This is a genomic window from Pseudomonas sp. FG98 (genome assembly GCF_057808595.1).
Window position 1 is genome coordinate 15,192 of the sequence record NZ_JBMDIJ010000057.1, and the last position, 26,334, is coordinate 41,525.

At 64.8% G+C, this 26,334-nt stretch carries 25 protein-coding genes; 22 read left to right on the forward strand and 3 right to left on the reverse strand.

Annotated elements, in window-relative coordinates:
- Positions 1–4 precede the first annotated feature (4 nt).
- The 19 genes from ACODSK_RS24240 to ACODSK_RS24330 all read left to right on the forward strand — a co-directional run bounded on the left by ACODSK_RS24240 (position 5) and on the right by ACODSK_RS24330 (position 22,423).
- The gene (locus ACODSK_RS24240; RefSeq protein WP_489019624.1) at positions 5–682 is read left to right on the forward strand and encodes a thermostable hemolysin; all 678 of its coding nucleotides are present in this window, start codon (positions 5–7) and stop codon (positions 680–682) included.
- The gene (locus ACODSK_RS24245; protein ID WP_489019625.1) at positions 672–2,135 is read left to right on the forward strand and encodes an AMP-binding protein; all 1,464 of its coding nucleotides are present in this window, start codon (positions 672–674) and stop codon (positions 2,133–2,135) included. Before ACODSK_RS24240 ends, ACODSK_RS24245 begins: the two co-directional genes overlap by 11 nt.
- Before the next feature lie 8 nt (positions 2,136–2,143).
- Positions 2,144–2,824: an iron-containing redox enzyme family protein gene (locus ACODSK_RS24250; protein ID WP_489019626.1), complete on the forward strand. Its 681-nt coding sequence runs from the start codon at positions 2,144–2,146 to the stop codon at positions 2,822–2,824.
- Positions 2,811–3,617 carry an SDR family oxidoreductase gene (locus ACODSK_RS24255; RefSeq protein ID WP_489019627.1) on the forward strand — a complete coding sequence of 269 codons (807 nt, stop codon included), beginning with the start codon at positions 2,811–2,813 and terminating at the stop codon, positions 3,615–3,617. The genes ACODSK_RS24250 and ACODSK_RS24255 overlap by 14 nt, the downstream gene beginning before the upstream one ends.
- Entirely contained in the window at positions 3,614–4,255 is a 642-nt protein-coding gene (locus ACODSK_RS24260; RefSeq protein WP_489019628.1) for a tetratricopeptide repeat protein, read from the forward strand. The genes ACODSK_RS24255 and ACODSK_RS24260 overlap by 4 nt, the downstream gene beginning before the upstream one ends.
- Before the next feature lie 2 nt (positions 4,256–4,257).
- Positions 4,258–4,920 carry a response regulator gene (locus tag ACODSK_RS24265; protein ID WP_489019629.1) on the forward strand — a complete coding sequence of 221 codons (663 nt, stop codon included), beginning with the start codon at positions 4,258–4,260 and terminating at the stop codon, positions 4,918–4,920.
- Positions 4,917–6,311 (forward strand): sensor histidine kinase, encoded by a 1,395-nt coding sequence (locus ACODSK_RS24270; protein WP_489019630.1) that lies wholly within the window; start codon positions 4,917–4,919, stop codon positions 6,309–6,311. The genes ACODSK_RS24265 and ACODSK_RS24270 overlap by 4 nt, the downstream gene beginning before the upstream one ends.
- Before the next feature lie 51 nt (positions 6,312–6,362).
- A complete protein-coding gene (locus ACODSK_RS24275; protein WP_489019631.1) occupies positions 6,363–6,905 on the forward strand; it encodes a cytochrome b in 543 nt (180 codons plus the stop codon).
- Between the two features lie 165 nt (positions 6,906–7,070).
- On the forward strand, positions 7,071–8,123 hold the full coding sequence (locus tag ACODSK_RS24280; protein WP_489019632.1) for a methyl-accepting chemotaxis protein: 1,053 nt from the start codon (positions 7,071–7,073) through the stop codon (positions 8,121–8,123).
- A 33-nt stretch (positions 8,124–8,156) separates the two neighbouring features.
- Positions 8,157–8,693 carry a methyl-accepting chemotaxis protein gene (locus ACODSK_RS24285; RefSeq protein ID WP_489019648.1) on the forward strand — a complete coding sequence of 179 codons (537 nt, stop codon included), beginning with the start codon at positions 8,157–8,159 and terminating at the stop codon, positions 8,691–8,693.
- A gap of 98 nt (positions 8,694–8,791) precedes the next feature.
- Positions 8,792–10,336 carry a sensor domain-containing diguanylate cyclase gene (locus tag ACODSK_RS24290; RefSeq protein ID WP_489019633.1) on the forward strand — a complete coding sequence of 515 codons (1,545 nt, stop codon included), beginning with the start codon at positions 8,792–8,794 and terminating at the stop codon, positions 10,334–10,336.
- Positions 10,337–10,444: 108 nt separating this feature from the next.
- Complete coding sequence (locus tag ACODSK_RS24295; RefSeq protein ID WP_489019634.1) at positions 10,445–11,665, forward strand: putative DNA modification/repair radical SAM protein; 1,221 nt, start codon at positions 10,445–10,447, stop codon at positions 11,663–11,665.
- On the forward strand, positions 11,662–12,489 hold the full coding sequence (locus ACODSK_RS24300; RefSeq protein ID WP_489019635.1) for a TIGR03915 family putative DNA repair protein: 828 nt from the start codon (positions 11,662–11,664) through the stop codon (positions 12,487–12,489). Before ACODSK_RS24295 ends, ACODSK_RS24300 begins: the two co-directional genes overlap by 4 nt.
- 91 nt (positions 12,490–12,580) lie before the next feature.
- Complete coding sequence (locus tag ACODSK_RS24305; RefSeq protein ID WP_489019636.1) at positions 12,581–13,285, forward strand: helix-turn-helix transcriptional regulator; 705 nt, start codon at positions 12,581–12,583, stop codon at positions 13,283–13,285.
- Positions 13,286–13,490: 205 nt separating this feature from the next.
- Positions 13,491–14,843, forward strand: coding sequence for an MFS transporter (locus ACODSK_RS24310; protein ID WP_489019637.1), 1,353 nt, complete (start codon positions 13,491–13,493; stop codon positions 14,841–14,843).
- Positions 14,844–14,860: 17 nt separating this feature from the next.
- Positions 14,861–15,850, forward strand: coding sequence for a LysR family transcriptional regulator (locus tag ACODSK_RS24315; RefSeq protein ID WP_489019638.1), 990 nt, complete (start codon positions 14,861–14,863; stop codon positions 15,848–15,850).
- Positions 15,837–17,252, forward strand: a complete 1,416-nt coding sequence (locus ACODSK_RS24320; protein WP_489019639.1) for an aspartate ammonia-lyase — start codon at positions 15,837–15,839, stop codon at positions 17,250–17,252. Before ACODSK_RS24315 ends, ACODSK_RS24320 begins: the two co-directional genes overlap by 14 nt.
- A 541-nt stretch (positions 17,253–17,793) precedes the next feature.
- Entirely contained in the window at positions 17,794–20,934 is a 3,141-nt protein-coding gene (locus tag ACODSK_RS24325) for a 3-keto-5-aminohexanoate cleavage protein (protein WP_489019640.1), read from the forward strand.
- 28 nt (positions 20,935–20,962) lie between these two features.
- Entirely contained in the window at positions 20,963–22,423 is a 1,461-nt protein-coding gene (locus ACODSK_RS24330; protein ID WP_489019641.1) for an FAD/NAD(P)-binding protein, read from the forward strand.
- On the opposite strand, the gene ACODSK_RS24335 is transcribed toward ACODSK_RS24330, so the two are convergent.
- The 3 genes from ACODSK_RS24335 to ACODSK_RS24345 all read right to left on the reverse strand — a co-directional run bounded on the left by ACODSK_RS24335 (position 22,401) and on the right by ACODSK_RS24345 (position 24,681).
- Positions 22,401–22,673, reverse strand: a complete 273-nt coding sequence (locus ACODSK_RS24335) for a helix-turn-helix domain-containing protein (protein WP_489019642.1) — start codon at positions 22,671–22,673, stop codon at positions 22,401–22,403. The two genes, ACODSK_RS24330 and ACODSK_RS24335, sit on opposite strands and share 23 nt — an antisense overlap.
- Positions 22,674–22,787: 114 nt before the next feature.
- Positions 22,788–23,534: a sulfite exporter TauE/SafE family protein gene (locus ACODSK_RS24340; RefSeq protein ID WP_489019643.1), complete on the reverse strand. Its 747-nt coding sequence runs from the start codon at positions 23,532–23,534 to the stop codon at positions 22,788–22,790.
- A gap of 163 nt (positions 23,535–23,697) precedes the next feature.
- Entirely contained in the window at positions 23,698–24,681 is a 984-nt protein-coding gene (locus ACODSK_RS24345) for a LysR family transcriptional regulator (RefSeq protein ID WP_489019644.1), read from the reverse strand.
- A gap of 160 nt (positions 24,682–24,841) precedes the next feature.
- On the opposite strand from ACODSK_RS24345, the gene ACODSK_RS24350 reads away from it, so the two are divergent.
- From ACODSK_RS24350 to ACODSK_RS24360, 3 genes are read left to right on the forward strand one after another with little or no spacing between them, the layout of a single operon-like run.
- Entirely contained in the window at positions 24,842–25,192 is a 351-nt protein-coding gene (locus ACODSK_RS24350) for a VOC family protein (protein WP_489019645.1), read from the forward strand.
- 46 nt (positions 25,193–25,238) lie between these two features.
- Positions 25,239–25,679 carry an NUDIX hydrolase gene (locus ACODSK_RS24355; RefSeq protein ID WP_489019646.1) on the forward strand — a complete coding sequence of 147 codons (441 nt, stop codon included), beginning with the start codon at positions 25,239–25,241 and terminating at the stop codon, positions 25,677–25,679.
- Positions 25,672–26,220: a cysteine hydrolase family protein gene (locus ACODSK_RS24360; RefSeq protein WP_489019647.1), complete on the forward strand. Its 549-nt coding sequence runs from the start codon at positions 25,672–25,674 to the stop codon at positions 26,218–26,220. Before ACODSK_RS24355 ends, ACODSK_RS24360 begins: the two co-directional genes overlap by 8 nt.
- Positions 26,221–26,334 lie beyond the last annotated feature (114 nt).

Consider the following 26,334-nt stretch of genomic DNA (forward strand, 5'->3'; position numbering starts at 1 on the left):
TCATATGACCCAGCTTGAATGGAGCAGCCTGCTCCCATTGTCTGTCGGCAGTCATGCCGAGCATCAGGCCCGGTTGTCCCTGCATTTGCACCGTGATCCCGGTCGCGGGGAACTGGAGCAGTTCATCCATCAGTGTTTCGCCAGCATGCACCAGGCCGATGTCCAGCACTATCTGCCGGAACTGCTGGCCCTGCATGACCGTAACGGGCGGATGATCGCAGCGGCCGGGGTACGTCCGGCCCAGACCGGTCCGCTCTTTCTGGAACGTTATCTGGACGAACCCCTCGAGGTCGCGGTTTCACGACTGGCAGGCGGCCCGCTGGGGCGCGATTGCCTGGTCGAGGTGGGCAACCTGGCGTCGCTGAGCGCCGGCAGTGCCCGGATCATCATCATCGTGGTTACCTGGTTGCTGGCCATTCGCGGCCTGAAATGGGTGGCCTTCACTGGTGCAGCTTCCTTGATCAACAGCTTCCAGCGCCTGGGGCTGCAGCCCAGCGTACTGGCGGTGGCCGATCCTGAGCGCCTGGACGGCGAGCAGGGCCAGTGGGGGACCTACTACGCCCAGCGTCCCCGGGTCTTCGCCGGCAACATCGGCTACGGCTTCGAGGCCTTGACCCAGGCCGGGGTATTCCAGCGCCTTGGCTTGCCGGCACTCTCCCAGGGGACCGGTCATGCCGCATGAACTGGAACGTTTTCAGCAGGTACTGACGAACAATGCCCGTGACCGGGGCGACGCCATCGCAATACAGGGTGCCAACCGGCGTTTGACCTGGATGGAACTGCTCGTCGAGGTCGAGGGGCGTGTCCAGGTCTTGCGCCAGCAGGCACCGGGCGCCCTGGTTCTGGCCATTGACAACGGTCCCGAGGCGTTGCTTTGGGATCTGGCAGCGCTGTTCGCCGAGCGGCCGTGCGTGTTCATTCCGTCGTTTTTCAGTGCTGCTCAGTTCGAACATTGCCTGCAGCAGAGCGGTGCCACGCTGGCGTTGGCCGAAGCGCAATGGAGCGATCACTTCGCCGAGCAGGGTTTCAACCAGCAGGACGGCTTCTGGCGACGGGCCGTCGCGGCGCCGGTGGCGCTGCCCGGCGGCACGGCGAAGATCACCTACACCTCCGGCAGCACGGGCCGCCCCAAAGGCGTGTGCCTGAGTGCCGACACCCTGCTGCGGGTGGCTCGGGAACTGGAAACGGCTAGTCGGGCAACCGCTCCCCAGCGCTACCTGGCGGTACTGCCGCTGGGGGTGCTGCTGGAAAACCTCGGCGTCTATGCCGCGTTGATGGCCGGTGCCTGCGTATTGCTCTATCCGCAGGCGCAACTGGGCATCGGCGGTGCCAGCCAGGTGGATTTCAAGCGTCTGCTCGGTGCCGTTGCCCTGAGCGGTGCGCACAGCCTGATCCTGGTGCCGCAACTGTTGATGGGGCTGGTGACTGCCATTGAGCGCGGACTGATGCAGGTCGGCCCTCTACGCTTCGTCGCCGTTGGCGGTGCCCGGGTTTCCCCTGACCTGCTGGCCCGCGCCGAGGCGGTCGGCCTGCCGGTGTTCGAGGGCTATGGCTTGTCCGAGTGCGCATCGGTGGTGGCATTGAACCGCCCGGGGGCGGTACGGCCTGGCAGCGTCGGTAAGCCGTTGCCGCACGTGCAGGTACGCATCGCCGATGACGGCGAAGTCATGGTGGCCGGATCGACCCTGCTGGGTTACCTGGAGGAGCCCGTATCCCATGGGCAGTGGTGGGCTACTGGCGACCTGGGCTACTTCGACGAGCAGGGCTACCTGTACTTGAACGGGCGCAAGAAGCACCAGTTCATCACCAGCTTCGGACGCAACGTCAACCCCGAATGGGTAGAAGCCGAACTGACCCAGGACGGAGTCCTGGCCCAGGCCTTCGTGCATGGCGAGGGCTTGCCGCGCAACAGCGCCTTGCTCTGGCCGCTCGACCCGAATGCCAGTGACGACGCCATCGAACAGGCTGTTCAGCAGTGCAACGCCCGCTTGCCGGATTACGCCAGGGTACATGCCTGGCGGCGCCTGCCGGTCCCCTTCGATAGCCGCGATGAAACCCTGACTGCCAATGGTCGCCCGCGCCGCGAGGCGATCCTGAAGCGTTACCACACCCTGTTATCCGACATTCCGTTGTGAGGTTCACCATGTCCTTTTTCGACACCCTGCAAATGCAAACCGCCCAGGAGCGCCAGGCACTGTTCGCCGTTCCGGTGATCCGCGAGGCGCTGGCCGGTCAGGTCAGCCTGGACAGCTACATCGCGTTCCTGAGCCAGGCCTACCACCATGTCCGCCACACCGTGCCACTGATGATGGCCTGCGGTGCACGCCTGCCGTCGCGCCTGGAGTGGCTGCGCGGTGCGGTCTGCGAATACATCGAGGAGGAGTACGGCCACGAGCAGTGGATCCTCAACGATATCAAGGCCTGCGGCGGTGACTGGGAAGGCGTGCGGGATGGCCGGCCGTCATTGTCCATCGAGCTGATGGTGGCTTATCTCTACGACCTCATCGCCCGTGGCAATCCGGTCGGCCTGTTCGGCATGGTCAACGTGCTCGAGGGCACCAGCATCGCCCTGGCAACACAGGCGGCCGGCACCATCCAGAGCACCCTGGCCCTGCCGGACAAGGCCTTCAGCTACCTCAGTTCCCACGGTGCCCTGGACCAGGACCATATGGTCACCTATCGCAACCTGATGGATCGCCTGGACGACCCCACCGATCAAGAGGCGGTGATCCATGCCGCCAAGGTGGTGTACCGCCTGTACACCGGGATGTTCGAGAGCCTGCCACGGGTGGGCCAACCTGAGGTGCGCCATGCGCTTGTCTGATTCCGTGGTGATCCTGACCGGCGCCAGTGGTGGCATCGGCCTGGAACTGGCCGAGCAACTCTGTGCCGCCGGCGCCAGGGTCCTGGCGGTCAGCCGGCAGATGGGCGAACTGAGCAGTCTGTTGAAGCGCTACCCGCAGCGGCTGTATTGGCAGAGCGCCGACCTGCGCACTGCCGAAGGCCGTGAGCTGGTAGTTGGTCGGGCCCGGGAAATCGGCGGGGTCAACGTGCTGATCAATGCCGCTGGAATCAATCGCTTCGCCTTGCTCGACCAGTTGGACGAGCAAGCGCTCGACGAGTTGCTGGACATCAACCTCAAGGCTCCGCTGCAACTGACCCGAGCCTGCCTGCCCTTGCTGCGGACCCAGGCCAAGGCGCTGGTGGTCAACGTCGGCTCGACCTACGGTTCGATCGGCTATCCAGGCTACGCCACCTATTGCGCCAGCAAGTTCGCCCTGCGTGGTTTTTCCGAAGCGTTGCGCCGCGAGCTGGCCGATACCACGGTCAACGTGCTTTACGCCGCCCCCAGGGCCACCCGCACAAGCATGAACAGCAGCGCCGCCATGGCCCTCAACCAAGCCCTCAAGGTCGGTATGGACGATCCAGCGGACGTTGCTAGGGCGGTGCTCGAAGCTGTGCAGTCCGAGCGCAGCGAGCTTTACCTGGGCTGGCCGGAAAAGCTCTTCGTACGCCTCAACGGCATGCTGCCGGGGGTGGTCGATCGCGCACTGCGCAAGCAGTTGCCAGTGATTCGTCGTCATATCGGTAGCCACTCCAAGGAGTCGATCAAATGAAACGTCTGTTCGTGGCCAGCCTGCTGGCGTTCACACCTTTGACCTGGGCGCTGGACCAGGCGGGTACCCAGCATCTGGGCGAGTTGCAGCAACGCTGGGCACAGATCCAGTATCAGACACCCAAGGACCAGCGTGCCGATGCCTTCGAGAAGCTGGCCGGTGATGCCGCCAGCTTCGTTCATCAATATCCCGGCAAGGCCGAGCCGCTGATCTGGGATGGCATCATCAACAGCAGTTGGGCCGGTGCTACCGGTGGGCTGGGAGCACTGAGCAAGGTCAAGGCGGCGAAGGCCAGCCTGGAGCAGGCGATGAAGCTGGACCCCAACGCACTCCAGGGGTCGGCCTATACCAGCCTGGGTACCTTGTATGACCAGGTCCCCGGCTGGCCGATCGGCTTCGGTGATAGCGACAAGGCCGCGACCCTGCTGCGCCAGGCCTTGCAGATCAACCCCGACGGTATCGACAGCAACTATTTCTGGGCCGATCATCTGTACCGGCAAAAACGCTACGGCGAAGCCCGATTGGCCCTGCAGAAGGCCTTGCAGGCGCCACCGAGACCGGGACGAGAGCTGGCTGACCAGGGTCGGCGTAGCGATATCGATGCTTTACTCAAGGCGATCAAGGATAAACAGGACTGACTATGCGGCTGCTGCTGGTTGAGGACGATACCGCGCTGGGCGAGGGGATCTGCGATGGTTTGCGCCAGGAGGGCTACACCCTTGATTGGCTGCGGGACGGGGCAAGTGGCTTGCATGCGCTGCAGCATGAGGCATTCGACCTGGCGATCCTCGACCTGGGTCTGCCGCGCCTGGATGGCATCGAGCTGCTGCGGCGGTTGAGGGCCGGGGGCGACAGCCTGCCGGTGCTTATCCTCACTGCCCGGGATGCCACCGAGGACCGAATCACCGGTCTGGATGCCGGTGCTGACGACTACCTGGTCAAGCCATTCGACCTCAACGAGCTCAAGGCCCGCTTGCGGGCCTTGCTGCGCCGCAGTGCCGGGCGCGCCAGGGTGCTGATCGAACATGCCGGCGTCAGCCTCGACCCTGCAACCCAGCAGGTGTACTACAACGGCGAGCTGGTGGTCCTGACACCCAAGGAGTATGTGCTGCTGCATGAACTGCTGGCCCAGCCGGGCAAGGTCTTCACCCGCGAGCGCCTGACCCAGTTGCTCTATGGCTGGGACGAAGAGCCGGAGAGCAACACCCTGGAAGTGAACATCTATCACCTGCGCAAAAAGCTGTTCAACGGCCTGATCCGCACCGTGCGTGGTATCGGCTATCTGGTCGAGGGCAAGGCATGAGCTCGCTGCGCCAGAGAACGCTATGGCGGGTGATGCTTTTGCTGGTGCTGGGAACCAGCCTGTTGGCGCTGTACAACTACCACGACAGTCGCCGCGAAATCACAGAAGTCTATGATGCCCATCTTGCGCAGAATGCCCGCCTGTTAGAGGGCGTAATGAGCATTCCGGTCCAGGACGGTAGCCGTGAGGAGCTGTACCAGGCCTTCAACGACGCCTTGGGCAAGGCTGGGCGGCATAGGGTTGGGCATCCCTATGAAAGCAAGCTGGCCTTTCAGGTCTGGGACGATGCCGGTGCCCGGCTGGTTCACACCCCCAGTGCCCCGGTCCTGGGGCCGCTCCTGATCACTTCTGGCTTTGCCGACTTTCCGGTCAATGGCGAGCAATGGCGCGGCTTCGTCCTGCCGGTCCCGGCGCGGCACTGGGTCATCTGGGTCGGCGAACGCGAGGATGTCCGGTACGACCTGATCGATCGGATTGTCCGCCACACCTTGTTTCCTTTCCTGGTCGGCAGCCTCGCCCTGGCCCTGCTGGTCTGGGCCGCGATCGGGTGGGGGCTGCAACCCTTGCAGAACATGGCCAATGTCATACGCGCCCGGCATGCCGATTCCCTGGAGCCGCTGCAACTGGTGCCATTGCCATCGGAGCTGGAGCCCATGCAGGCGGCGATCAATCGTCTGCTGGCACAGATCGAGGACCTGTTGCGGCGCGAGCACCGCTTCATTGCCGACGCGGCCCATGAAATGCGTACCCCACTGGCCATCCTCCGCCTGCATGCGCAAAACGCCCAGGCAGCCACCAGCGAGGCCGAGCGGCAGAAGGCCCTGGGCTTCCTGATTGGCGGCGTCGATCGCTTGACCCGGGTGGTCAACCAGTTGCTGACCCTCGCACGGGTTGAGCCGCGCCTGGGACAACGGGTGATTACGCCGATCAATCTGGCCGAGGTGGTCACCGATACACTGGCCGAGCTGACCCCGTGGATTCTCGACCGTGGGCTGGAGCCGTCACTCGATATAGGTGAGGGCGACCATCATCTGGCGGTCGATCCCGGGGTGCTGGGTATCGCCTTGCAGAACCTGGTGGCCAATGCGGTGGAGCATTCGCCGCCGGGCGGACGTATCACGGTGTCGCTCAGCCAATCTGCCGGTGTGGCCGAGTTGACCGTCGAAGACGAAGGTCCGGGTATCGACGAGGTCAGCCTGTCGCGGGTATTCGAACGCTTCTACAGTCGTAACAGCCCCAACGGCGCCGGGCTCGGCCTGTCCATAGTCGCCACCATCGTCGAGCGCATGGGCGGGCAGGTCCGCCTGGAAAATCGAGCGGCCGGAGGGCTCTCCGCGACCTTGTCGATTCCGCTGGAGCGCTCTGTCGTCGAGGACTTCAGACTTCCTTAAGCTTCAGATGGCACCTTGGCATCGTCTGTTCCGCTTAGCGAGGCCAAGGATATGAAGCGCAATTCGATCACCGACCGATACGGTCGCCTGTCCATCATCATGCACTGGAGCATGGTGCTCCTGTTCGTCGGTATCTACGCCTGTATCGAATTGCGCGGAGCCCTGCCCAAGGGGCATGTCCTGAAGGGACCGCTGCTGGGTTTCCATGGCCTGTTGGGCCTGGCTGTCTTCGCCCTTGTCTGGGTCCGTCTGATCGCTCGCCTGAGTCCCCGACCGCCGGTACGGCCGCAACCCCCGGCCTGGCAGAACGCGTTGGCGAAACTCACTCACCTGGCGCTGTATGTACTGATGATCGTTACACCACTACTGGCCTGGCTGATGCTGGGCGCGGCAGGCAAGCCGCTGCCGTATTGGGATATTGCGCTACCGTCGCCGATCGCTGTCGATCCCGCATTGGCACGGCAACTCAAGGGTTGGCATGAATGGCTGGGGAGTGCCGGTTACTGGCTGATCGGGCTGCATGCAAGTGCAGGCCTCGTCCACCACTACTGGTTCAAGGACAACACCCTGAAGCGCATGTTGCCTGGTCGTTGAGCGTTGCTGGCACTGTCCGCGCTAGTTCCGCAGCGGGCTCTGTTCCATATCAATCAGGCATTTGCCCTTAACAGAATAATGAGCTCGACGGCGCCTGCCGATCGAACCGCAAGGGCCTGGCGTGCGCTGCCTACCAACCTGCTGTAGTTATTCGGGAATTTCACCATGTGGATTAGACAACTACGGATTGGCCTGCGCTCGACCCTGGCATTTTCATCGCTGGGCTTGCTGCTGATCGTTCTGGGGCTTCTTTCGCTGTACCAAATGAACCAGATGGATGGGCATAGCGACGAAGTCAATGACAACTGGCTGCCGTCGATCATGGCCGTCAACGACATGGGGCTGGCCAGTTCACGCATTCGTGCCTTGACCTTGCGCTACGCTCTGGTGGAAGGGGATGCACGCGACAGTACCCTGACCAGTCTGGAAAACGCCAAGCGGGATCTGGAAGCCGCCGAGCGCCGTTACGAGCCGCTGATTTCGTCCAGTGCAGAGCGCACGCTGTATGACAGCTACAAGGCTGCCAAGGCGCTCTACATGGAACAGTCCGCGCTGACCGTTTCCCTGAGCCGCTCCGACGACCTGGCGGCCACCCGCCAGGTGGTGGCGCACAAGCTCGGCGACTATGCCGAGAAGGTCGCCGGCGCCCTCGACGATCTGATCCGGATCAACGATGAAGGTGCCAGGAGCGCTGCGGCCGCCAGCAAGGTCGCGTTCAACGACTCCGTGAAAATGGTGCTTTTCATTATCCTCGCAGCCGTACTGCTGACCGCCGCGCTCGCGCTGATCTTCACCCGTAGCCTGGTCATTCCCTTGGCACAGGCGGTCGAGCAGGCCAGGATCGTGGCCTCCGGCGACCTGACTCGCCACGTCGAGATCAAGGGCCAGGACGAGCCTGCGCAGTTGCTCGATGCGTTGCAGGGCATGCAGGCCAGCCTGCGTGTCACCCTCCAGCACATCGCCGACTCCGCCAGCCAGCTGGCCTCCGCCTCCGAGCAACTGCACGCGGTGACCGAGGAGTCGACCCATGGCCTGCATCAGCAGAATGCCGAAATCGAACAGGCAGCCACTGCAGTCAACGAGATGACCAGCGCCGTGGAGGAGGTAGCGCGCAATGCCGTGAGCACCTCGGAGGCCTCGCGACAAGCCGACCAGACTTCGCGCAACGGTCGCGAGCAGGTGGGGCAGACGGTCAGTTCGATTGTCCGCCTGGCCTAGGACGTCAGCCAGACTTCCGGCAGCGTCGAGGAACTGGCCAATCATGTGCGGGACATCAGCCAGGTATTGTCGGTCATTCGTGCCATTGCCGAGCAGACCAACCTGTTGGCACTCAATGCCGCGATCGAGGCCGCTCGCGCCGGTGACCAAGGGCGCGGCTTTGCCGTGGTGGCCGACGAGGTCAGGGCACTGGCGCACCGTACCCAGCAGTCGACCCAGGAAATCGAGCAGATGATCTCGGTTATCGATCAGGGCACCAGCCAGGCCGTGGCATCGATGCGTACCAGTTGCGAGCGGGTCGATTTCACCCTGCAAGTGGCCCGGGCCGCTGGCGTGGCGCTGGAGGAGATCGCCCAGTCGATTTCAGCTATCAACGAACGCAACCTGGTGATTGCCAGCGCCTCGGAAGAACAGGCCAACGTGGCTCGCGAGGTCGACCGCAACCTGGTGAACATCCGTGACCTGTCGCAGCACAGTTCTGCCGGGGCAGTCCAGACCAGTACCGCGAGCCAGGAGTTGTCGCGGCTGGCGGTCGATCTGAATGGCGTTGTGCAGCGCTTTCAATTCTGAGGTGAAGCGATGGCTCGGCAGATCATGGCGGGCCTTGCCGGTATGCAGTGGACGCCAACCGGAATTATGCAGTCGTACCCTGACCGGTGGATTTTCCAATGCCAACGCAGCCCCAACCCACGTTCAAACTGCGCACGCTGATTCTCTTGTTTGCGTTGCTTTCTGCGCTGGTCACCCTTGGCAACAGCTTCTGGGTGACCTACAGCGTCCAGCGCGAGGCACTGATCCAGGATGCGCTCGAAGACAATGTTTCCTATGCACAAAGAATTTCGCTTGGTGTCGAGCAATTGCTGAGTGGTGACATGGCCCGTCTGGCCTACAGCGCCACGCGCTTGGCCGGCCATCCGGCCGATGGCTCGGCGTTAAGGGAGGAGGTCCGCCGACTATTGGCACAGGACAGCAACTTCAACTCGGTGCTGGCGGCCGGCAGCAAGGGTGAGGTATTGGTTTCGGCGCCAGCGCAAATGGGTTTGGAGGGCAAGCCATTGCGCGACAGGGAACCCGTCGTGCGCCGCACGGCGATGATCAGCGACGCCTTCAAGTCCATTGCCGGCAACCTGGTGATCTTTCTCTCCTGCCCGATGACGGGTACGGATGGCCAATACCTGGGGTTGGTGGGCGGGACCGTCCGGCTGGACCAGAATAACGCACTGCGGAACCTGATAGACCAGCACGTCCGGCATGATGGCGCGTTCGTCTACCTGGTAGACCGCTCAGGCAGGATTCTCTATCACCCCGACCCGCTGCGGGTCGGGACGATGGCGGACGACGCGATTACCAGGGCTGCGCTGAACGGCAAGGCCAGCCTGCAGGACAGCGGGATGCTCGCCGGACTTGCAACGGTGCCCAGTGCGCGATGGGCCGTGGTCTCGTTGCAACCGTTGAATGGCATTGATGAAAGCCTGCGGCGGCTGATGTGGAAGGTCGGCCTGGGGATGATTCCGCTCGGCCTGCTCGGGATCGTGGTGATTCTGTATGCGGGTAATGTCCTTTCCAGTCCCTTGGCGCGGCTGGCCACCTGTGCAGGACAGTTGGACAGCGCGGAAAGCCATGATCGGATTCGAGCCGTGCCCGTGCGCTTTATCGAGGAGTGGCGTATTCGTCGCGCATTGTTGCAAAGTGCCACGTTGCTGCGTGAGAAAATCCTGCGCCTCGACCGCCAAGCGCACAGCGATGCACTGACCGGCTTGCCCAATCGCCGGGCGATGGTGGATGCCATTGCTGCCTGGCAGCGCTCCGGAACGTCATTTGCCGTGATCTCCCTGGATATCGATCATTTCAAACGAGTCAACGACACCTATGGGCATGCTGTTGGCGATGACACGCTGAAGGTCCTATCCGGGCTTCTGCAACGCAATGCCAGGGCGAACGACCTCCCTTGCAGGGTAGGAGGGGAAGAATTCATGCTCTTGCTGCCCGAGGTGTCCCTGGAAGTTGCGACAGAGGTGGCTGAACGCTTGCGTAGCACCCTTGAGTCAACGGCCATCGACATCGTCGGACATATCACGCTTTGCGCCGGTGTCGCCGTCTGGCACCCCGGTGGCGAGTCGGTCGCCAGCGTATTCGAGGCGGCCGATCGCCTGCTTTATCGGGCCAAGATCACCGGACGCAATCGGGTCGTCGTTGCAGATTGCAACGCCTGATGCAGTCAAGCCAATACTGCCGACAGCGCCCGGATCGATAACAGGCTCTTGCATCCCCGCCAATCTCGAAATACTGTATGGATATTCAGTATCCGGGAAAGGCTCCCCATGCAACTCATCGCCAAGCTCGGCATCCTCGCCGACGCCGCCAAGTACGACGCCTCGTGCGCCAGCAGTGGCGCCCCCAAGCGCAGCTCGAAGGGCAGCGACGGGCTTGGCGCGACCAACGGCATGGGCATCTGCCACAGCTACACCCCGGACGGCCGCTGCGTGTCGCTGCTCAAGGTGCTGCTGACCAACTTCTGCCTGTACGACTGCCAGTACTGCGTCAACCGCCGTTCCAGCAATGTGCCCCGCGCTCGTTTCACTCCCGAGGAGGTGGTGCGCCTGACCCTCGACTTCTATCGACGCAACTGCATCAGCGGGCTGTTCCTCAGCTCGGGGATCATCCGCTCGGCGGACTACACCATGGAGCAACTGGTGCGGGTGGCGCGTCTGCTGCGTGAGGAACACGACTTCCGCGGCTACATCCACCTCAAGACCATCCCCGACGCCGACCCGCTGCTGATCGAGGAAGCGGGGCGCCTGGCCGACCGTCTCAGCGTCAATATCGAACTGCCCAGCGATGCCAGCCTCAAGCGCCTGGCTCCGGAAAAGCAGGTCGCCACCATCCGCCAGGCCATGGGCACCATCCATCGTGGCCAGCAGGCGGTGACTGGCGAGGCACGAGCGCCGCGCTTCACCCCTGCCGGGCAAAGCACGCAGATGATCGTTGGCGCCGACACCTCGGATGACCGCACCATCCTGCGCAATGCCGAATCGCTCTATCAGGGTTACGGCCTCAAGCGCGTGTACTACTCAGCCTTCAGCCCGATCCCCGACAGCCCGAACAGTGTGCCCCTGGCCGCGCCACCCCTGCTGCGCGAACACCGCCTGTACCAGGCCGACTTCCTCATGCGCGGCTACGGCTACAAGGCCGGCGAACTGCTCAGCCAGGCGAACAACCTGGACCTGGATATCGACCCCAAGCTGGCCTGGGCCTTGTCCAACCGCGAGGTGTTCCCGGTGGACATCAATCGTGCCGAACCGGCCTTGCTCGCGCGCATACCGGGTATCGGCCTGCGCAGCGTGCAACGCCTGGTGGCGCTGCGTCGTGAGCGGCGGGTGCGCTACGACGACCTGATCCAGCTGCGTTGCGTGCTGGACAAGGCCCGTCCCTTCATCGTCACCAGCGACTATCGCCCGGCCCAGGCCGACACCCGCAGCGGCCTGCTGCGTGCGCGCCTGCGGGATCCGGTGGCGCCGGTACAGATGGGGTTGTGGGGATGATCGCCCTCGACTGCGACGACCAGTTCGACGTCTGGCGCGATCAGGCGCGGGTGCTGCTCGGTCATGGCATCGACCCGGCAGACGTGAACTGGGGGCAGGGGCCGATCCAGGACCTGCTGGCCGTGCCCGATGATATGCCGAGCGGACCGGGACCTTTCCGCGCGCGGGTGCCGGCGGAACTGTTGGCGCAGCTGCAACTGGCGGCCCGCTATCGCGGCGAACAACGCTGGAACCTGCTCTACGAAGTGCTCTGGCGGGTGGCCCACGGCGACCGCACGGCGATGCTTGCCGGTGACCGCCTGGGCAGCGAATTGCAGCGGCGGATCAAGCAGGTCACCCGCGAGGCTCACCACCTGCATGCCTTCGTGCGCTTTGTGCCGTTGCCGGCGACGGTTGCCGACAGCCTGCAATTGGACCTGGTGGCCTTCCACGACCCGGCCCACGACATTCTCGAAAGTGCCAGCGGGCACTTTGCCGAACGGCTGGGGCGCCAGCGCTGGTTGATCGCTACCTCGCGGGATGGCATCCGCTATGACGGCAAGGACTTCGACTACCGCCGCCAATGTCCGCCGGAATGGCGGCAATGGGCCGAGCAGGCCGATGATCCGGACGCGGAGCTATGGCTGACCTATTACCGGCACACCTTCAACCCGGCACGGGTCAATCCGGATGCCCTGCGCATGCACATGCCCGGACGCTTCTGGCGACACCTGCCGGAAGGGCCGCTGATCCCCCGGCTGGTGGGCCTGGCAAGGCAGGGCAAGCAGCGCGACGGGCAGGCGGCGGAAGTGGCGGAGCAGGGCGGGAAAAGGATTCTCGGGTGACCTGCCCCCTGTGGGAGCTGGCTTGCCAGCGATGAGGCCCTCAAGGGCAATAAAGAAGGTCTTGAGTCAACACGGAGACGAGGTACCTCGAATGCACAAAGCCGACCGCTTGTTCCAACTGGTCAACCTGATCCGCGTGCACCAGCCGATCACCGCCGAACGCCTGGCCGAGCGGGTCGGCGTGTCGGTGCGCTCGATCTACCGCTACATCGACGACCTGTCCCTCAGTGGTGTGCCGGTCTACGGCACCACCGGTGTCGGCTATGCCCTCGATGCCAGCTTCGAGATGCCGCCCCTGCGCCTGAGCCGTATCGAAGTGGACGCCCTGGCCCTGGGCATGCAGATGCTCGCCGGCAGCGCCGACAACGAACTGGCCAGCGCCGCGCGCACGCTGTTGAGCAAGGTCTCGGCCAGCTCGCCGCAACAGGCTGTGGACCCACAGCACAGCCCCGTCCGCGCGCTGAACAGCAGCTCCGCCACGACCCGTGGTCATCTCAGCACCCTGCGCCAGGCCATCGAGCACAAGCGCGTGCTGGAGATCACCTACACCAGCCTCGACGGTGCGGTGTCGCGCCGGTCGATCCAGCCCATCGGCCTGTTCTACTGGGGCGGCAAGTGGACCGTCGGCAGTTGGTGCACCACCCGCGCGGCCTACCGTGATTTCCGTGTCGATCGCATCGCCGCCATCTTCACCAGCGACGAGCGCTGGCGCGACAGCCCGCAGATTGCTCTGCGCACCTATATGCGTCATCAATCGAGCAACCTGAGTGATGCCAATCAGTCAGTTGCTCGATGAGCAATAGGGGGGCCGCAAAGCGGCCCCGTTCAACGGAGAGAAATTGACCTCGACCCCCCTGTTATCAAGGTTCCTGGCAGCTAGTATCAACAATCCTGATACTCCAATTGCACCTGCTGTATTCGTGAATATGCGCCCTTACACTCGATCGTAATCCCGGTTGCAACACCGGTCCCCACAACTAAAACAACAGGTGGAGAGACGAATGAGTCAGGTAGCGTTCGAGGATCTTCCGCTGAGCCGTTTTCATATCCGAACGGTATTCAGTGGAACAGGAGGGCAGTTCAGCGACGGATTCGTGTTGGGCATCATCGGCATCGCCGTAAGCATGGCGGCGGGGCCCCTTCAATTGACCGCGCTGTGGATGGGCCTGCTGGGCGCCGCTTCGCTGGCCGGCCTGTTTCTCGGCAGTCTGTTCGCTGGTCCACTGGCCGACAGGTTCGGTCGCCGCACCATCTTCGCCTGGGACATGCTGCTGTTCGCAGTGATCTCCGCCTCGCAGTTCTTCGTCACTTCGCCGGAACAGTTGCTGGCCCTGCGCCTACTGCTCGGCCTGGTACTCGGCTTCGACTACGTGGTGTCCAAGTCCCTGGTCACCGAGTTCGCTCCGCGACGCTATCGCGGGCGCCTGCTCAGCGTGCTGGCGGCGGCCTGGGCGGCAGGTTACGTGGCGGCCTATCTGGTGGGCTTCGCCATCCGCGATATCGGCCCGGATGCCTGGCGTCTGATGCTGGCCTTGAGCGGCGTGCCGGCCTTGCTGATCCTGCCGCTGCGCCTGGGCGTACCGGAATCGCCGATCTGGCTGATGGCCCGCGGGCGCAGTGCCGAGGCCCTGGCGATCATCCATGCCAAGTTCGGTCCCCATGTGACCCTGCCTGCAGCACCGCCAGCCACCACGAAAAAGCGCGGCAGCCTTGGCGAACTGATGAGCAAGCGCTGGCGGCGCAACACCCTGGTCGGCTGCGTGTTCTACACCTGCCAGGTGATCCCGTTCTTCGCCCTCGGCACCTTCTCGCCGCGGGTGCTGGAAGCGCTCAATGTGCAGGACAAGTTCGTCGGTGGGCTGGTCTACAACGTGCTGCTGATGATCGGCGCGCTGCTCGGTCTGCTGATCATCGACCGTATTTCCCGGCGCGCCTTCCTGGTCGGCACCTTCTACCTCAGCGCCATTGGCCTCGCCGTGCTGGCCTACGCCGGTTTCGGCCCGCTGGGCACCATCCTCGCCTTCGGCTTCTTCGCCTGCGTGTTGGCAGCGGCGGTGAACCTGGAGTTCGTCTATCCGCCGGAGCTGTTCCCGACCCACCTGCGCGCCTCGGGCATCGGCCTGGCGGTGGCTGCCAGCCGCTTCGGCTCGGCCTTCGCCACCTTCCTGTTGCCTATCGCCGTGCAGCACCTGGGCATCCACACCGCCCTCGGCGTATGCGTCGGCGTGCTGCTGTTCGGCGGAGTGTTCTGCCACCTGTTCGCCCCGGAGACCAGCAAGGAAACCCTGGCTGCGGTAAGCCCGGAAGGCGAGGGCGGGCCTGCGCCGCTCGGTGCGACCCCAAGCAATCCATAACCCCGGAGGACATCCCCATGTCGGCCAGCAAGCTTATCGATATGTACGCGGTGCAGGTCTTCGTCGCCGTGGCCGAGGAGGGCAGCATGTCGGGCGCCGCCGGGCGCATGGGGATTTCCCAGTCGGGGGTGTCGCAGATGGTCCGGCAGCTGGAGGAAGACCTCGGCGTGGTCCTGGTCGACCGCACCACCCGGCCGCTGACCCTGACCCCGTTCGGCCTGGCCCTGCGCAACCGTGGCGCGATCCTCAGCGAAGAGCTGTGCAACCTCAAGGCCCAGGTGCTGGATGCCGGGCGCGGGGTCAAGCCGGACCTGCGCATCGGCCTGGTGGACTCCTTCGCCGCCACCTGCGGATCGGCCTTCACCCGGCAGATGCTTGGCCGGGTCGCGCAGTTGTCGGTGCGCACCGGCCTCAGCCCGCAGCAGGGCGAATCGCTGCTGCGCCGCGACCTCGACCTGATCATCACCAGCGACCCGTTGATGGACGCCAACGACGTGGTGCGCTACCGGCTGTTCTCCGAACGCTATTTCGTCATCACGCCGAAGGCGCTGGACAAGCAACTGGGCAGCCTCGATGACCTGCGCGCCCTGGCCAATGTGTTGCCGGTTGTGCGCTTCAATCGCCTGTCCCAGGTTGGCCTGCAGATCGAGCGGCATATGCGCGGACTCAACGTGCGCGTGCCCAACCGCCTGGAACTGGACAACGCCGACGCCCTGACCGCGATGGTCGCCGAAGGCATCGGCTGGGCCGTGACCAGCCCCATGTGTTTCCTCCAGGCCTGCACCTGGGTGGAAAACGTCAACGCCCACCTGGTGCCGCAACTGGGCCTTGAGCGCTCGCTGTACCTGGTGGCGCGCCGCAACGAATACAGCGCCTTCTTCGCCGATGCCTGCGAGACGGCGCGCAACGTCATCCTCGACACCTTCCTGCCGCGCCTGAGCGCCTTGGGCAAGGGTGTCGAAACCCTGGTAACCATCGATGAGGAAGATTCCCGTGAGTACTTTTGAGCACGCCGCCGAGCGGACCGAGCAGGACTATGTCGGCGAAGTGCGGATTCCCGCCGGCAAGCTGTATGGCGTCAACAGCGTGCGCGGCTACGACAACCTCAGTGTTTCGCCGCTGAGCATTGCCCATTACCCGGCGTTCCGCGATGCCTTCGCCCAGTGCAAATGGGCGGCGGCCCTGGCCAACCTGGACTGCGGGGTGATTTCCGGAGCGCAGAGCGAAGCCATCGTTCTCGCTTGCCAGGACATCATCGCCGGCAACTGCGACGACTCGCTGATCGTCGACCTGCTGGAAGGATCCGGCGGCACCTCGACCAACATGAACTTCAACGAAGTGGTAGCCAACCGCGCCCAGTTGTTCATGGGCCATCCCGCCGGCAGCTACGACATCGTCCACCCCAATGACCAGGTCAATGCCTCGCAGTCGACCAACGACGTCTACCCGGCAGCGTTGAAGATCGCCACCCATGCCATGCTCGGCGGCCTGATCGGGGAAGTCCGCCAACTGGCCAGCCAGTTCGACGCCAAGGCCGCGCAGTTCGCCGATATCCTCCACCTCGGCCGCACCTGCCTGCAGGACGCCCAGCCGATGCGCCTGGGCCAGCTTTTCTCCGGTTATGCCGCGTTGACCCATCGCCTCGCCGACGAACTGACCAGCGTGCGCGCCAAGTTGCACACCCTGCCACTGGGCGGCACCGCCATCGGCACCGGCTTCGGCGCGCCGGCGGCCTATCGTGGCGCGGTCTATCGCCACCTGGGCGAGATCACCGGGGTCGCCTACCAGGCACCGGAAAACGCCTTCGATGCCATGCAGAACATGGACGTGTTCTCCCGGGTCTCGGCCGAACTGCGCACCTGCTCGGCGGCCCTGGCCAAGATCGCCACCGACCTGACCAAGCTGTCCTCCGGCCCGGTCGGCGGCATCGGCGAACTGAAGCTGCCGGAAGCCCAGGCCGGCTCCTCGATCATGCCCGGCAAGGTCAACCCGGTGCTGCCGATGGCGATGATCCAGCTCAGCTTTGCGGTGATCGGCAACGACGTCGCCGTGGCCCAGGCGGTGCAGGCCGGCGAGCTGGAGATCAACCACTTCGAACCGGTGGTGGCCTCGCGGGTGTTCGACAGCATCACCTTGCTCACCCAGGGCATCCGGCGTTTCCGCGAGAAGTGCATCGCCGGCCTGCAGGCCGATACCGCGCGCAACCTCGAACACCTGACCGGTTCCATGGCCGTTGCCACCGCGCTGGTGCCACGCCTGGGGTATGCCAAGGTCAGCAAGCTGGCGCGGCAGTCGGTCAGCGAAGGGCGCTCGTTGCTGGCGATCATGGCCGAGAGCGGGGTGATGAGCGAAGCCGAGGCCATGGTGGCGATCGAAACCGCTTCGCGGCCAGTTTTCGAAGCCAATTAAGTCATCCGCGTTTTTGACAGGCTTGCTCCCACGATGCGGACCCGTGGGAGCTGGCATTGCCAGCGATGAGGCCGGCAAGAACAACACTGACCAGCAAGATTGATGTCGAGGCTGATGGCCTCATCGCCGGCAACGCCGGCTCCCACAGGGTTCCGGGTCAGCCGCTGGATCCGGGCCTGACACAGCAACCTGTGGGAGCTGGCATTGCCAGCGATGAGGCCGGCAAGAACAACACTGACCAGCAAGATTGATGTCGAGGCTGATGGCCTCATCGCCGGCAACGCCGGCTCCCACAGGGTTCCGGGTCAGCCACTGGATCCGGGCCCGACACAGTAACCTGTGGTGGCATTGCCAGCGATTGCTGCCGTCAATTCACCCTCGCATCAGACCCTCTCTCCCGGCTTTTTCCGCCGCCCCACTCCTTTGGGTAGTTACCTCCCGCGCGCCGATTGAATCAAATCCCTACCGACCCCGGAGTCTTCCGGACGGTACGTCTCCGGGGCGCCTTGCAGGCCTTATTGCCACGAGAAAAGGAGGATTCATGGCCAACAGCATGTTCATCACCGCGGCTCCCGTTGGTGCCGTTCCCCGCTTCGTATCCTCTGTGGAACCGAAATTTCTCGCCGACGCGACCCTGGCCGCTGCCCCCGAACTGTCCCCGGCGCTGCTCGCCGACGCCGGCTGGGACGCGACCTCTGCAGGCGGGTTGTTGCTCACCCCGGCGGCCGATGCCGATACCAGTGCCAGCGTGCCTTTCGCCTGGATCCGGGCATTGCGCTCGCGCCAGTTGCAGCAGGACATCGTGCTGCTTCTCACCGGCTGCGGCTGGAGCGCCGACGATTCCGAAGCCCTGACCCAGACCAACCCGGCGCAACTGCCTTATTTGCCGCCCACCTTGGTCAGCGCTATCGCCGCCGATCGCCCCGAACTGCTGCGGGACCTGGCCGGAAGGGGCTGGCAGCAGGTCGGCAGCGGCTGGTGGAACCCGTTGCGGGCGGCATCGCCCTATGTGCCGGTGACGCCACGGACGATCATCGATGCCGCCCACGAGGCGGTGATCGAAGGCGCGGCCATCGTCCACCTGCATACCCGTGACCTGTCCGATACCCGCCAATGGGCGATCGACGCGACGGCCGGCAGCCTGGCCAGTGGCAGGCAGCGCAACCAGATCGATGTCCGCCAATACGACGAGATCGTCCGCGTCCTGCATCAGCAAGTGCCGGCGGCACTGCTCAACCTGTCCACCAGCGTGCGCGGCGGCAGCGACTACGACAGCCCGCTGCGCCGCGAGCACTTGCGCGGTTATGGCACCGCCCTGCGTGGCGCCGAGATCGCTTCACTGAGCCCTGGCCCGGTGATCTTCCAGGCCGGCGGCAGCTACGAAAACACTGCGGACTTCCTCGACCGGCAGTTGCAGCACTTTGCCGAGGAGGGCGTGCGACCGGAGATCGAGGTGTTCAACCACAACATCCTCGATAGCGCCCTGGGCGACTATGCGCAGCGCCTGTCCGATGTCGGCGAGCCGGTGCTGTTCATGCTGGTCGCCGGGGTCGACCAGTACCGGCGTGGTGCCAACGGAGCCCTGGAGGATGACTCGCTGATCCCGGGTGCCGTGCGCAAGGCGATCATTGCCCAGGTGGTGGACGGCAGCCCCGCAGCGCTGGAGCAGGCGATCGCCAGTACCGTGGAATACCTGAAACCCCTGGTCCAGCGTATCCGCGCACGCCTGCCGGGTGCGGTGGTCTCGACCCTGCTGCCGGGGCCGCTGCTGCGCATCCTGCCCGAGGTGGCCCTGCACCTGGGGCTCGATGGCGTGCGGGTCGGCCTGGAAGACGCACTCAATGTCCCCGACGAGCAGGTTCCGGGCGGTGTGCGCAAGGCCAGCACCGCCGAGCAGGTGCGCTATGCGCGGCTGCGTCTCGAAGCGCTGGGCGTGCGTGTGCTGACGGCGGAGCAGGTGCGCGAGCGGCTGCGCATGCCACTGCATGAGGTGGCGTTGTTCCGGGCGGCGGCGACGGCCCTCGAAGGCCTGGCCAGCAGTGCCCCGCCCAGCGCACCTCGGGCCCTGGCAGGGCAGGTGCTGGCTGCACTGGCGCCATTGCAGCAAGGCTACCGGGAGCGGGAGCAGCGCTTTCTCGACGGGCTGACGGACCCGGCCGGGGCAGAGGCCGAAGCGCTCGGCGAGCTTGCCGTCGCGGCCATCGCCGAGAGTGGCCTGCATGTGCGCTACTTCATCGAGGAGCGCGATCGCTATCCGCGGCCACTGGCCAATTTCGGCAAGCGCATCTATGGCTTGCAGGCGATCAACTTCGTCCGCGAACTGCTCGTCGATGCGCAGCGCCCGAGCCTGCTCTGGGACCAGGCCCTGGCCACGCTGGCCCAGGTCGACGACCTGCCACCCGACAGCTATCGGATCGACGCTGCCCAGTTCAAAGGCGCGGACCTGCGCTGGCTCGAATACCTGGCCTCGATCCCATGCCGCTACAACCGCTCGCGGACCCTGGCGGTAAATACCGAACTGCGCTTCGACCCCGGCTACAGCAGCACCATGGCCATCCTGTTCGAGAGCATCCACGAGCTGTTCAGCACCTTGCGTCAGCGGGCCGGCAGCGATGCCGAAGCCAAGCAGGCCGGCACCCGTCTGTATCGGTTGCGCGCAGAGGAGCTGGAGGAGGTGGCGCACCAGCACCTGCCGGGTGAACTCAAGCAGCATGCCTGGGTGGTACTGCCGAGCACGCCGACCACCAACTACCCGCAGGGCATCGCCCTGGGCAAGGGCCTGACTGCCACCTTCGGGCGTTTTCTGGCCGAAGTCGCCGGGCGTCCGGTCGGCCTGGCCGGGCTGATCCATTCCGGGCTCGACGGACAGGGCAACGCCGTGGTGGAAGCGACCATGCTGCACAACCGTTTCGTGCTCAATACCCATTGGCACGAGCAGATCGTCTGCCATAGCGCCGGGCTGATCTACGACCAACTGTTGTTGCCGCGCATCGTCGAACGCGGCCAGCGCCTGGCTCGCGATGCCAGCGGCGCAGTGTTGCGCGACGCCGCCGGCCTGCCGTTGCTGGAGGATGGCCGGGCCGCCACGCGCCTGTCCTTCCAGGGCATCGACGACCTGCCGCGGGTGCACCTGCTGGCCCACAGTTCCGGCATCTCCACCCTCCAGCAACTGGACAATGCCCTGCGCCGCGACATGCAGACCCTGGGCTATTCGCCCATCGAGCAGGAGGAAATCTTCAATCGCGCGGTGGCGATCTCCTTTGGCTCGGCCAGCGACATCAATCTTGAGTTGCCGGGTACGCCGGTGGTGGACATCACCGCCTACAACGACATCCGCAGCCTGGCCGGGACCACCACGGCGGATTACCTGCCGAAGACCGACGCCGAACGGGACGCCACCGTCTATCGCCTGCATGGCGGCCTCTCCAGCGGCCATCGCTATGCCCAGGGGCGCTGGGTGCATTACCGCAAGGGCTCGGCACGCCGGCTGTTGCGCCTGAAGGGGGTGGTGCTGCGCGAGGATCCACAGCGCCTGCACGACGGTCATTCGATCCGGCGTTATCTGGAAGGCGCGCCGGCATCGCTGATCGAACTGATCCAGAGTTTTCTCGGCGCACCGGGCAACCTGCGCGCCGACATGATCATGCGCGAATTCCACGGCGCCAGCCGCAGCGGTGCCTGATCCGGGCACATCGAACAGGGAGTCAGCTATGAACATCGCACTGATTGGCGGCGGTTGCAGCGCCGTGCTGGTTTGCAAGGCGCTGGCGGCACGGGCCGGGCAACTGGCCGGTGGCGAGATCGTCATCTACGAGCAGAGTGGCCGCTTCGGCCCGGGTATTCCCTATGGCCAGGACAGCACGGTCGACGACTTCATCCTCAACATGGCCAGCTTCACCCTGGGCACCGGGACCGACGAGCCCGACGGTTTCGCCCGCTGGCTGGAGCGCCAGCCGGGAACGCTGGCGCAGCAGCGCGGCGGCTACGTCGGCCGGCGCCTGATGGGCCAGTACCTGAGCGAGGAACTGGCGGTCGCCAGCCGCGTCCTGATCCGTCATGGGGTGCGGGTGCGCACGCTGGCTGCGGCGGTGCATGCCATCGACAAGGTCGCTGACGGATACCGCGTCGCCAGCACGGCCGCCCCGGCCGTTTTTGACAAGGTGATCCTCGCCGTCGGGCATGTGCCCAAGCGCGATCACTTCGCCGGGGTGCCGGGGCATTTCAGCAACCCCTACCACGACCTCGAACGGCTGCGGGCGAGCATTCGTCCGGGAGACCATGTCGGTATCCTCGGTTCCAAGCTGACCGCCATCGACATGGCCTTGCTGGCCGACCGCCAGGGGGCAGGGCATATCTCGCTGTATTCCAACTCCGGCCGGTTGCCGCTGGTACGCGGTGTGGTCGACGAAGCGCCGGTGGCGGCGCCACCTGGCGAGCCACGGGTCAGCAGCCTGGCCGGGTTCGTCGCCTGGTTCCGCCAGGCGCGCAGCTGGGCCGGTGACTACCCCGGGCTGCTGGCGCCGATGGCGCCGCTGCAACGGCTGCGGGCGGAAATCGCCAGCGCCGGCCAGCGCCGCGACTGGCAGATCGCCCTGGATGCCACCAAGGACATGATCGACGGTTTCTGGACCCGCCTGGACAGCCGCGAGAAGCGCCGCTTCTTCCGCAAGTACCAGGGCTTGTGGATGAGCTACCGGCACCCGATGCCGCTGGCCAACGCGCGGCGGATCGAAGCCTTGCTGGCGGAAGGGCGGTTGAGCATCCATCGCGGCTACAAATGCACGCGGATTACCGCCGATGGCCGGATCCAGGTGGACCTGGGCGAGCAGACCCTGAGCCCTGACTGTGCCATCGATGCCACCGGTTTTTCCGGCAACCTGGCCCGCCTGGCCTCACCGCTGATCGAGCAACTGCTCGATGCCGGCATGCTCCGCCAGCACCGCCACGGCGGTATCGCGGTGCTGCCCGGGAGCCACGAGGTCGAGGGCCAGCCAGGGCTCTACGCCATCGGGCCGTTGACCCAGGGCAGCCTGTTCTATGTGTCGGCCATCGAGCGCCTGGTGCTGCATGCACAGACGATCGCCGGGCATCTGCTGGCTTCAGGGCAACGGCAGCCGACCGCGCAGTCGCGAGGGCAGGCGGCGTTGCTCAGGGCAGGCAGCCAAGCGTGAGCGCCAGGGCCACCGCCGCGGTCATGTTGCGCGCACCCAGCTTGAGCAGGGTGTTGCGCACATGAAACTTCACCGTGTTGATGGAAATGCCGAGGGACCTGGCGATCTCCTTGGCGGTCTTGCCGGCAGCCACCTCGCCGAGGACTTCACGTTCCCGTGCGGTCAGCGGTGCAGGGGGCAGCGGGTTGATCGAGGGGTGAGGGGTGCTGCGTTGCATGGGCGCATTCCAGCGCAGGTTTTCGCCGTCCATGAAGAATTCCGCTCCATATGGGTTCCTGTGGGCATAGCCTTGCCGCCCCTGGCGGCAGAGGGAGATGCGATAGCGCGGGCAGGCCAGGCGCTGCAGCAGCGCCTGGTGCGGGGGTCAGGCCAGCAGGTTGGGCAGCGAGGACGTCAGCAGGGCTATGCCCGAGGCGGTGAGCAGGCTCAGCACCACCTGGCGGAAGCGCACATCGCTGATGCCGAAGTACAGGCGGGTGCCGAGGAAGGTGGGGATCAGCATGGCTGGCGCGACGATGGCGAACATCGGCCACATGTCACGGGTGACGATGCCCGAGCCGAGATAAGTGGCCATGGTCACCAGCAGCATCGACAGGTTGAAGTTCTGGATGATCGAGCGCTGGGTATCGCGGTCATAGCCACGCAGCGTGCACCACAGGGTCGGCAGGGTGCCGGTGAAACCGCCCAGGCCGCCCATGATGCCGCCGGCGAAGCCGACCCCGCCGTTGGCCACCCGGCCACCGAAGGCGATCACCGGCAAGCGCTTGGCCATCAGCATGACCGGGCACCACAGCACCAGCAGGGTGCCGAGGATGGCCTTGAACCAGTCCATATTCAATTGCGGCAGCAAGGCCACGCCGAGGGGAATGCCGAGCAAGCCGCCGAGCACGAAGGGCGCCAGTTGCTTGATATCGAAGCCACGGCGGACCGAGATGGCCGCGACCAACTGGCCGAGCAGGGCACCGAACACCGCCAGGGTCGCCGCCAGCTTGGGGTCCAGCACCCAGGCCCAGAACGACATGGCCACCAGGCCGAAGGCGAATCCGGAAAGCCCCTGCACGAAACCGGCGACTACTGCACCGAGGGCGACTACGAGATAAATCGAATCCATCCTTACTCTCCTTAGTAAAAACATCCCGGGCTGGCGCACCAACAAAGTGCGCCGGCTCGCGCCATTATGGGTATGGGATCCATAGGGGGGAAATTCGAACTTGTGATCCGCTCATACCAAAAAACTTATCGGGTGATCCGCGAAATAGACGCTTCCCCCGCAATCATTGGGTGGTCAGGGCAATTTCCTGGGCGGCGATCTTCAACGCCGTGGCGAACAACTGCTGTTCTTCGTACTGCGCTCCGCTGATGCGCTGGAACAGACTGACCGGCGGCAAGGTCCAGCCAAACCGATGGCGCAGGATTGCTACCCCGGCGATCCGTGCGAGTTCTTCGGCAACGTCGGCGGGCACGATGGACACCGCCGATTCGTTGGCCGCGACCAGTTCACCGATCACCTTCGCCGACAGGCTCTCGACGATCGGCACGGGCGGGGTGACCCCGGCGCGCATGAAAAAATCGGTGATCTGCTCGCGCATCGGTGTCTGGCGTGCGCCGAGCACCCAGTCCAGCTCGGCCAGGGCGTGCCAGCGCAGCGGCTTGTCGGCCAGGCGCGTGGCCAGATGGCGGTGGGCGATCAGCCGTGGCTCCTGCTGGTACAGCACATCGTGGCGCAGCGCGGTCATGTCCAGTACGGCGGACGCCCGGCCGATCACGCAATCCAGTTCGTGGTTGCGCAGGCGTTCCAGCAGGTGGTCGCTGGTGTCTTCCTGCAAGGTCACGGTGATCCGCCGGCCACGAGGTCGGGTTCGGTTGATCGCGTTGGCCAGCAGGCGACCGGGCAGGAAGGGAATTACCCCGACCTGCAGATGGGTGGCCCGGCCCTGGTTGAGGGCATCGATATCCCGCGCCCAATGGCCGAGGTCGGCCAGCATCGCCTGGGCCCGGCCCAGGACCAGGCGGCCCAGGTCGGTCGGCAGCATGCCGCGCGGTGAACGTTCGAACAGCGCGCCGCCGAACAGCGCTTCGAGATCGGCGAGCATCTGGGTCACGGCGGGCTGGCTGGTCGCCATATGCTGGGCGACCTGGGTCAATGAGCGGTGTTCCTCGATGGCCTGGAGAATCAGCAGATGGCGCATGCGCAGGCGCTGGGCGAGTTTCTGGGCAAGCGTGGTCTCGACCACGTTGGAAAGCGGGGTTTTCCTCATTGCAAGGCTCTTATTAGTTATCACTTATGGGTAAAGGCTGGGTTTATCGGAATTTCTTATGTTAGCTGCGCTGTGCCGGTTGTCGTGAAGAGCCGCGAGACAGGCCGCCCGACCTGTGCTGTGATGGCCGGTCATCCGCCTGCCCACGAAGGAGTCGCTCATGGCACTGACTGTTTTATTGCGTTGCGAGGATCTGGAGAAGACCAGGGCGTACTACCGGGACCATCTTGGTTTTACCCTGTCCGACTCCGCCGAGGGGACGCTGACGGCGGTACTGGAGGACTGCCGGCTGGTCTTTACGACCGCCGATTTGTGGGGCAGTGCACCGCAGTGTTCCGGGACGATCTATCTGCAGATCGGTGAGGTGGACCGTTACTTCGAGCAGATCAAGGACCAGGTGCAGATCGCCTGGCCGTTGCAGGACATGCCTTACGGATCGAGAGAGTTCGGCGTGCGCGAGTGCAATGGCTACTGGCTGGGGTTTGCCGGTTCGTCTGCCGATAAGTCCTGACCAACGATGAAGATCAAATCAGTTTTGCTAATGGGATGCTGTTGTCATGCGTGAAAGGAAATCCGCCCGTCTGTTGCTGCTCGACCCCGAGCAGCGGGTCCTGCTGTTCCACTTCGTGCACAAGGGCGACGCCCTCGACGGTAGCGACCACTGGGCCTCCCCGGGCGGTGGCCTGGAGGAGGGCGAGAGCTTTCGTGACGCAGCGATTCGCGAGTTGTACGAGGAAACCGGCATCCGTACCGACGACGTCGGCGAGCCGGTGGCCGAGCGCCGCTTCGCCATGCTCCTGCCCAGTGGCGAGGAGGTGTTTTCGGTGGAGCGCTACTACCTGGTGCGCGCCGCTTCGCAACGACTCAGCCGCGACGGCTGGACCGAGCATGAGCTGAAGGTGATGGCAGCGCATCACTGGTGGTCGGTGGAGGAGCTGCGCGCGACCACGGCCACGGTGTATCCGGAACGTCTGCTGGAGATGCTGGGACATGCTTGAAGCCAACGCCGCACTGCTGATCATCGATATGCAAAAGGGCATTGCCAATCCGGCACTGGGCTGGCGCAACAACCCGGATGCGGAGCGCCAGGTCGAGCGCCTGCTCCAGGCCTGGCGATCAGCGCGGCGGCCGGTGGTGCATGTGCGGCACATCTCCCGTTCCACCGACTCGGTGTTCCGTCCGGGGCAGTGGGGCTGCGAGTTCCAGGACGCGCTGGCGCCACTGGCCGGTGAGCATGTGGTGGAGAAGAACGTGCCGGATGCCTTTATCGCCTCGGGCCTGGAGCGCTGGCTGCATGTGCGCGGGATCCGTCAGTTGGTGGTGTGTGGCGTGGCGACCAACAACTCGGTGGAGGCGACTGCGCGTACTGGCGGGAACCTGGGGTTCGAGGTGCTGGTGGCCGGGGAGGCCTGCTACACCTTTGACCTGAGCGGCCCGGATGGGCGTTGCTGGCCGGCGCAGGAGGTGCATGACATGGCATTGGCCAACCTGGCGATGGATTATGCGCGGGTGGTGGGTGTCAGTGAGCTGATTGGCTGATCTTTCGGGCCTCATCGCTGCATGGGTATCTACACATCTTTGGCGAGGTGCAACACGAATCCTGTGGGAGCGGCTGTTAGCCGCGATTGGGCGCGAAGCGGCCATAAAACCGGT

Coding starts and splice junctions, on each gene's coding strand:
- ACODSK_RS24345 (WP_489019644.1), bottom strand. CDS start 24,681: ATGAGGAAAACCCCGCTTTCCAACGTGGTCGAGACCACGCTTGCCCAG.
- ACODSK_RS24265 (WP_489019629.1), top strand. CDS start 4,258: ATGCGGCTGCTGCTGGTTGAGGACGATACCGCGCTGGGCGAGGGGATC.
- ACODSK_RS24290 (WP_489019633.1), top strand. CDS start 8,792: ATGCCAACGCAGCCCCAACCCACGTTCAAACTGCGCACGCTGATTCTC.
- ACODSK_RS24350 (WP_489019645.1), top strand. CDS start 24,842: ATGGCACTGACTGTTTTATTGCGTTGCGAGGATCTGGAGAAGACCAGG.
- ACODSK_RS24340 (WP_489019643.1), bottom strand. CDS start 23,534: ATGGATTCGATTTATCTCGTAGTCGCCCTCGGTGCAGTAGTCGCCGGT.
- ACODSK_RS24325 (WP_489019640.1), top strand. CDS start 17,794: ATGGCCAACAGCATGTTCATCACCGCGGCTCCCGTTGGTGCCGTTCCC.
- ACODSK_RS24260 (WP_489019628.1), top strand. CDS start 3,614: ATGAAACGTCTGTTCGTGGCCAGCCTGCTGGCGTTCACACCTTTGACC.
- ACODSK_RS24275 (WP_489019631.1), top strand. CDS start 6,363: ATGAAGCGCAATTCGATCACCGACCGATACGGTCGCCTGTCCATCATC.
- ACODSK_RS24250 (WP_489019626.1), top strand. CDS start 2,144: ATGTCCTTTTTCGACACCCTGCAAATGCAAACCGCCCAGGAGCGCCAG.
- ACODSK_RS24270 (WP_489019630.1), top strand. CDS start 4,917: ATGAGCTCGCTGCGCCAGAGAACGCTATGGCGGGTGATGCTTTTGCTG.
- ACODSK_RS24255 (WP_489019627.1), top strand. CDS start 2,811: ATGCGCTTGTCTGATTCCGTGGTGATCCTGACCGGCGCCAGTGGTGGC.
- ACODSK_RS24295 (WP_489019634.1), top strand. CDS start 10,445: ATGCAACTCATCGCCAAGCTCGGCATCCTCGCCGACGCCGCCAAGTAC.
- ACODSK_RS24280 (WP_489019632.1), top strand. CDS start 7,071: ATGTGGATTAGACAACTACGGATTGGCCTGCGCTCGACCCTGGCATTT.
- ACODSK_RS24300 (WP_489019635.1), top strand. CDS start 11,662: ATGATCGCCCTCGACTGCGACGACCAGTTCGACGTCTGGCGCGATCAG.
- ACODSK_RS24360 (WP_489019647.1), top strand. CDS start 25,672: ATGCTTGAAGCCAACGCCGCACTGCTGATCATCGATATGCAAAAGGGC.
- ACODSK_RS24355 (WP_489019646.1), top strand. CDS start 25,239: ATGCGTGAAAGGAAATCCGCCCGTCTGTTGCTGCTCGACCCCGAGCAG.
- ACODSK_RS24310 (WP_489019637.1), top strand. CDS start 13,491: ATGAGTCAGGTAGCGTTCGAGGATCTTCCGCTGAGCCGTTTTCATATC.
- ACODSK_RS24315 (WP_489019638.1), top strand. CDS start 14,861: ATGTCGGCCAGCAAGCTTATCGATATGTACGCGGTGCAGGTCTTCGTC.
- ACODSK_RS24240 (WP_489019624.1), top strand. CDS start 5: ATGACCCAGCTTGAATGGAGCAGCCTGCTCCCATTGTCTGTCGGCAGT.
- ACODSK_RS24330 (WP_489019641.1), top strand. CDS start 20,963: ATGAACATCGCACTGATTGGCGGCGGTTGCAGCGCCGTGCTGGTTTGC.
- ACODSK_RS24245 (WP_489019625.1), top strand. CDS start 672: ATGCCGCATGAACTGGAACGTTTTCAGCAGGTACTGACGAACAATGCC.
- ACODSK_RS24305 (WP_489019636.1), top strand. CDS start 12,581: ATGCACAAAGCCGACCGCTTGTTCCAACTGGTCAACCTGATCCGCGTG.
- ACODSK_RS24335 (WP_489019642.1), bottom strand. CDS start 22,673: ATGGACGGCGAAAACCTGCGCTGGAATGCGCCCATGCAACGCAGCACC.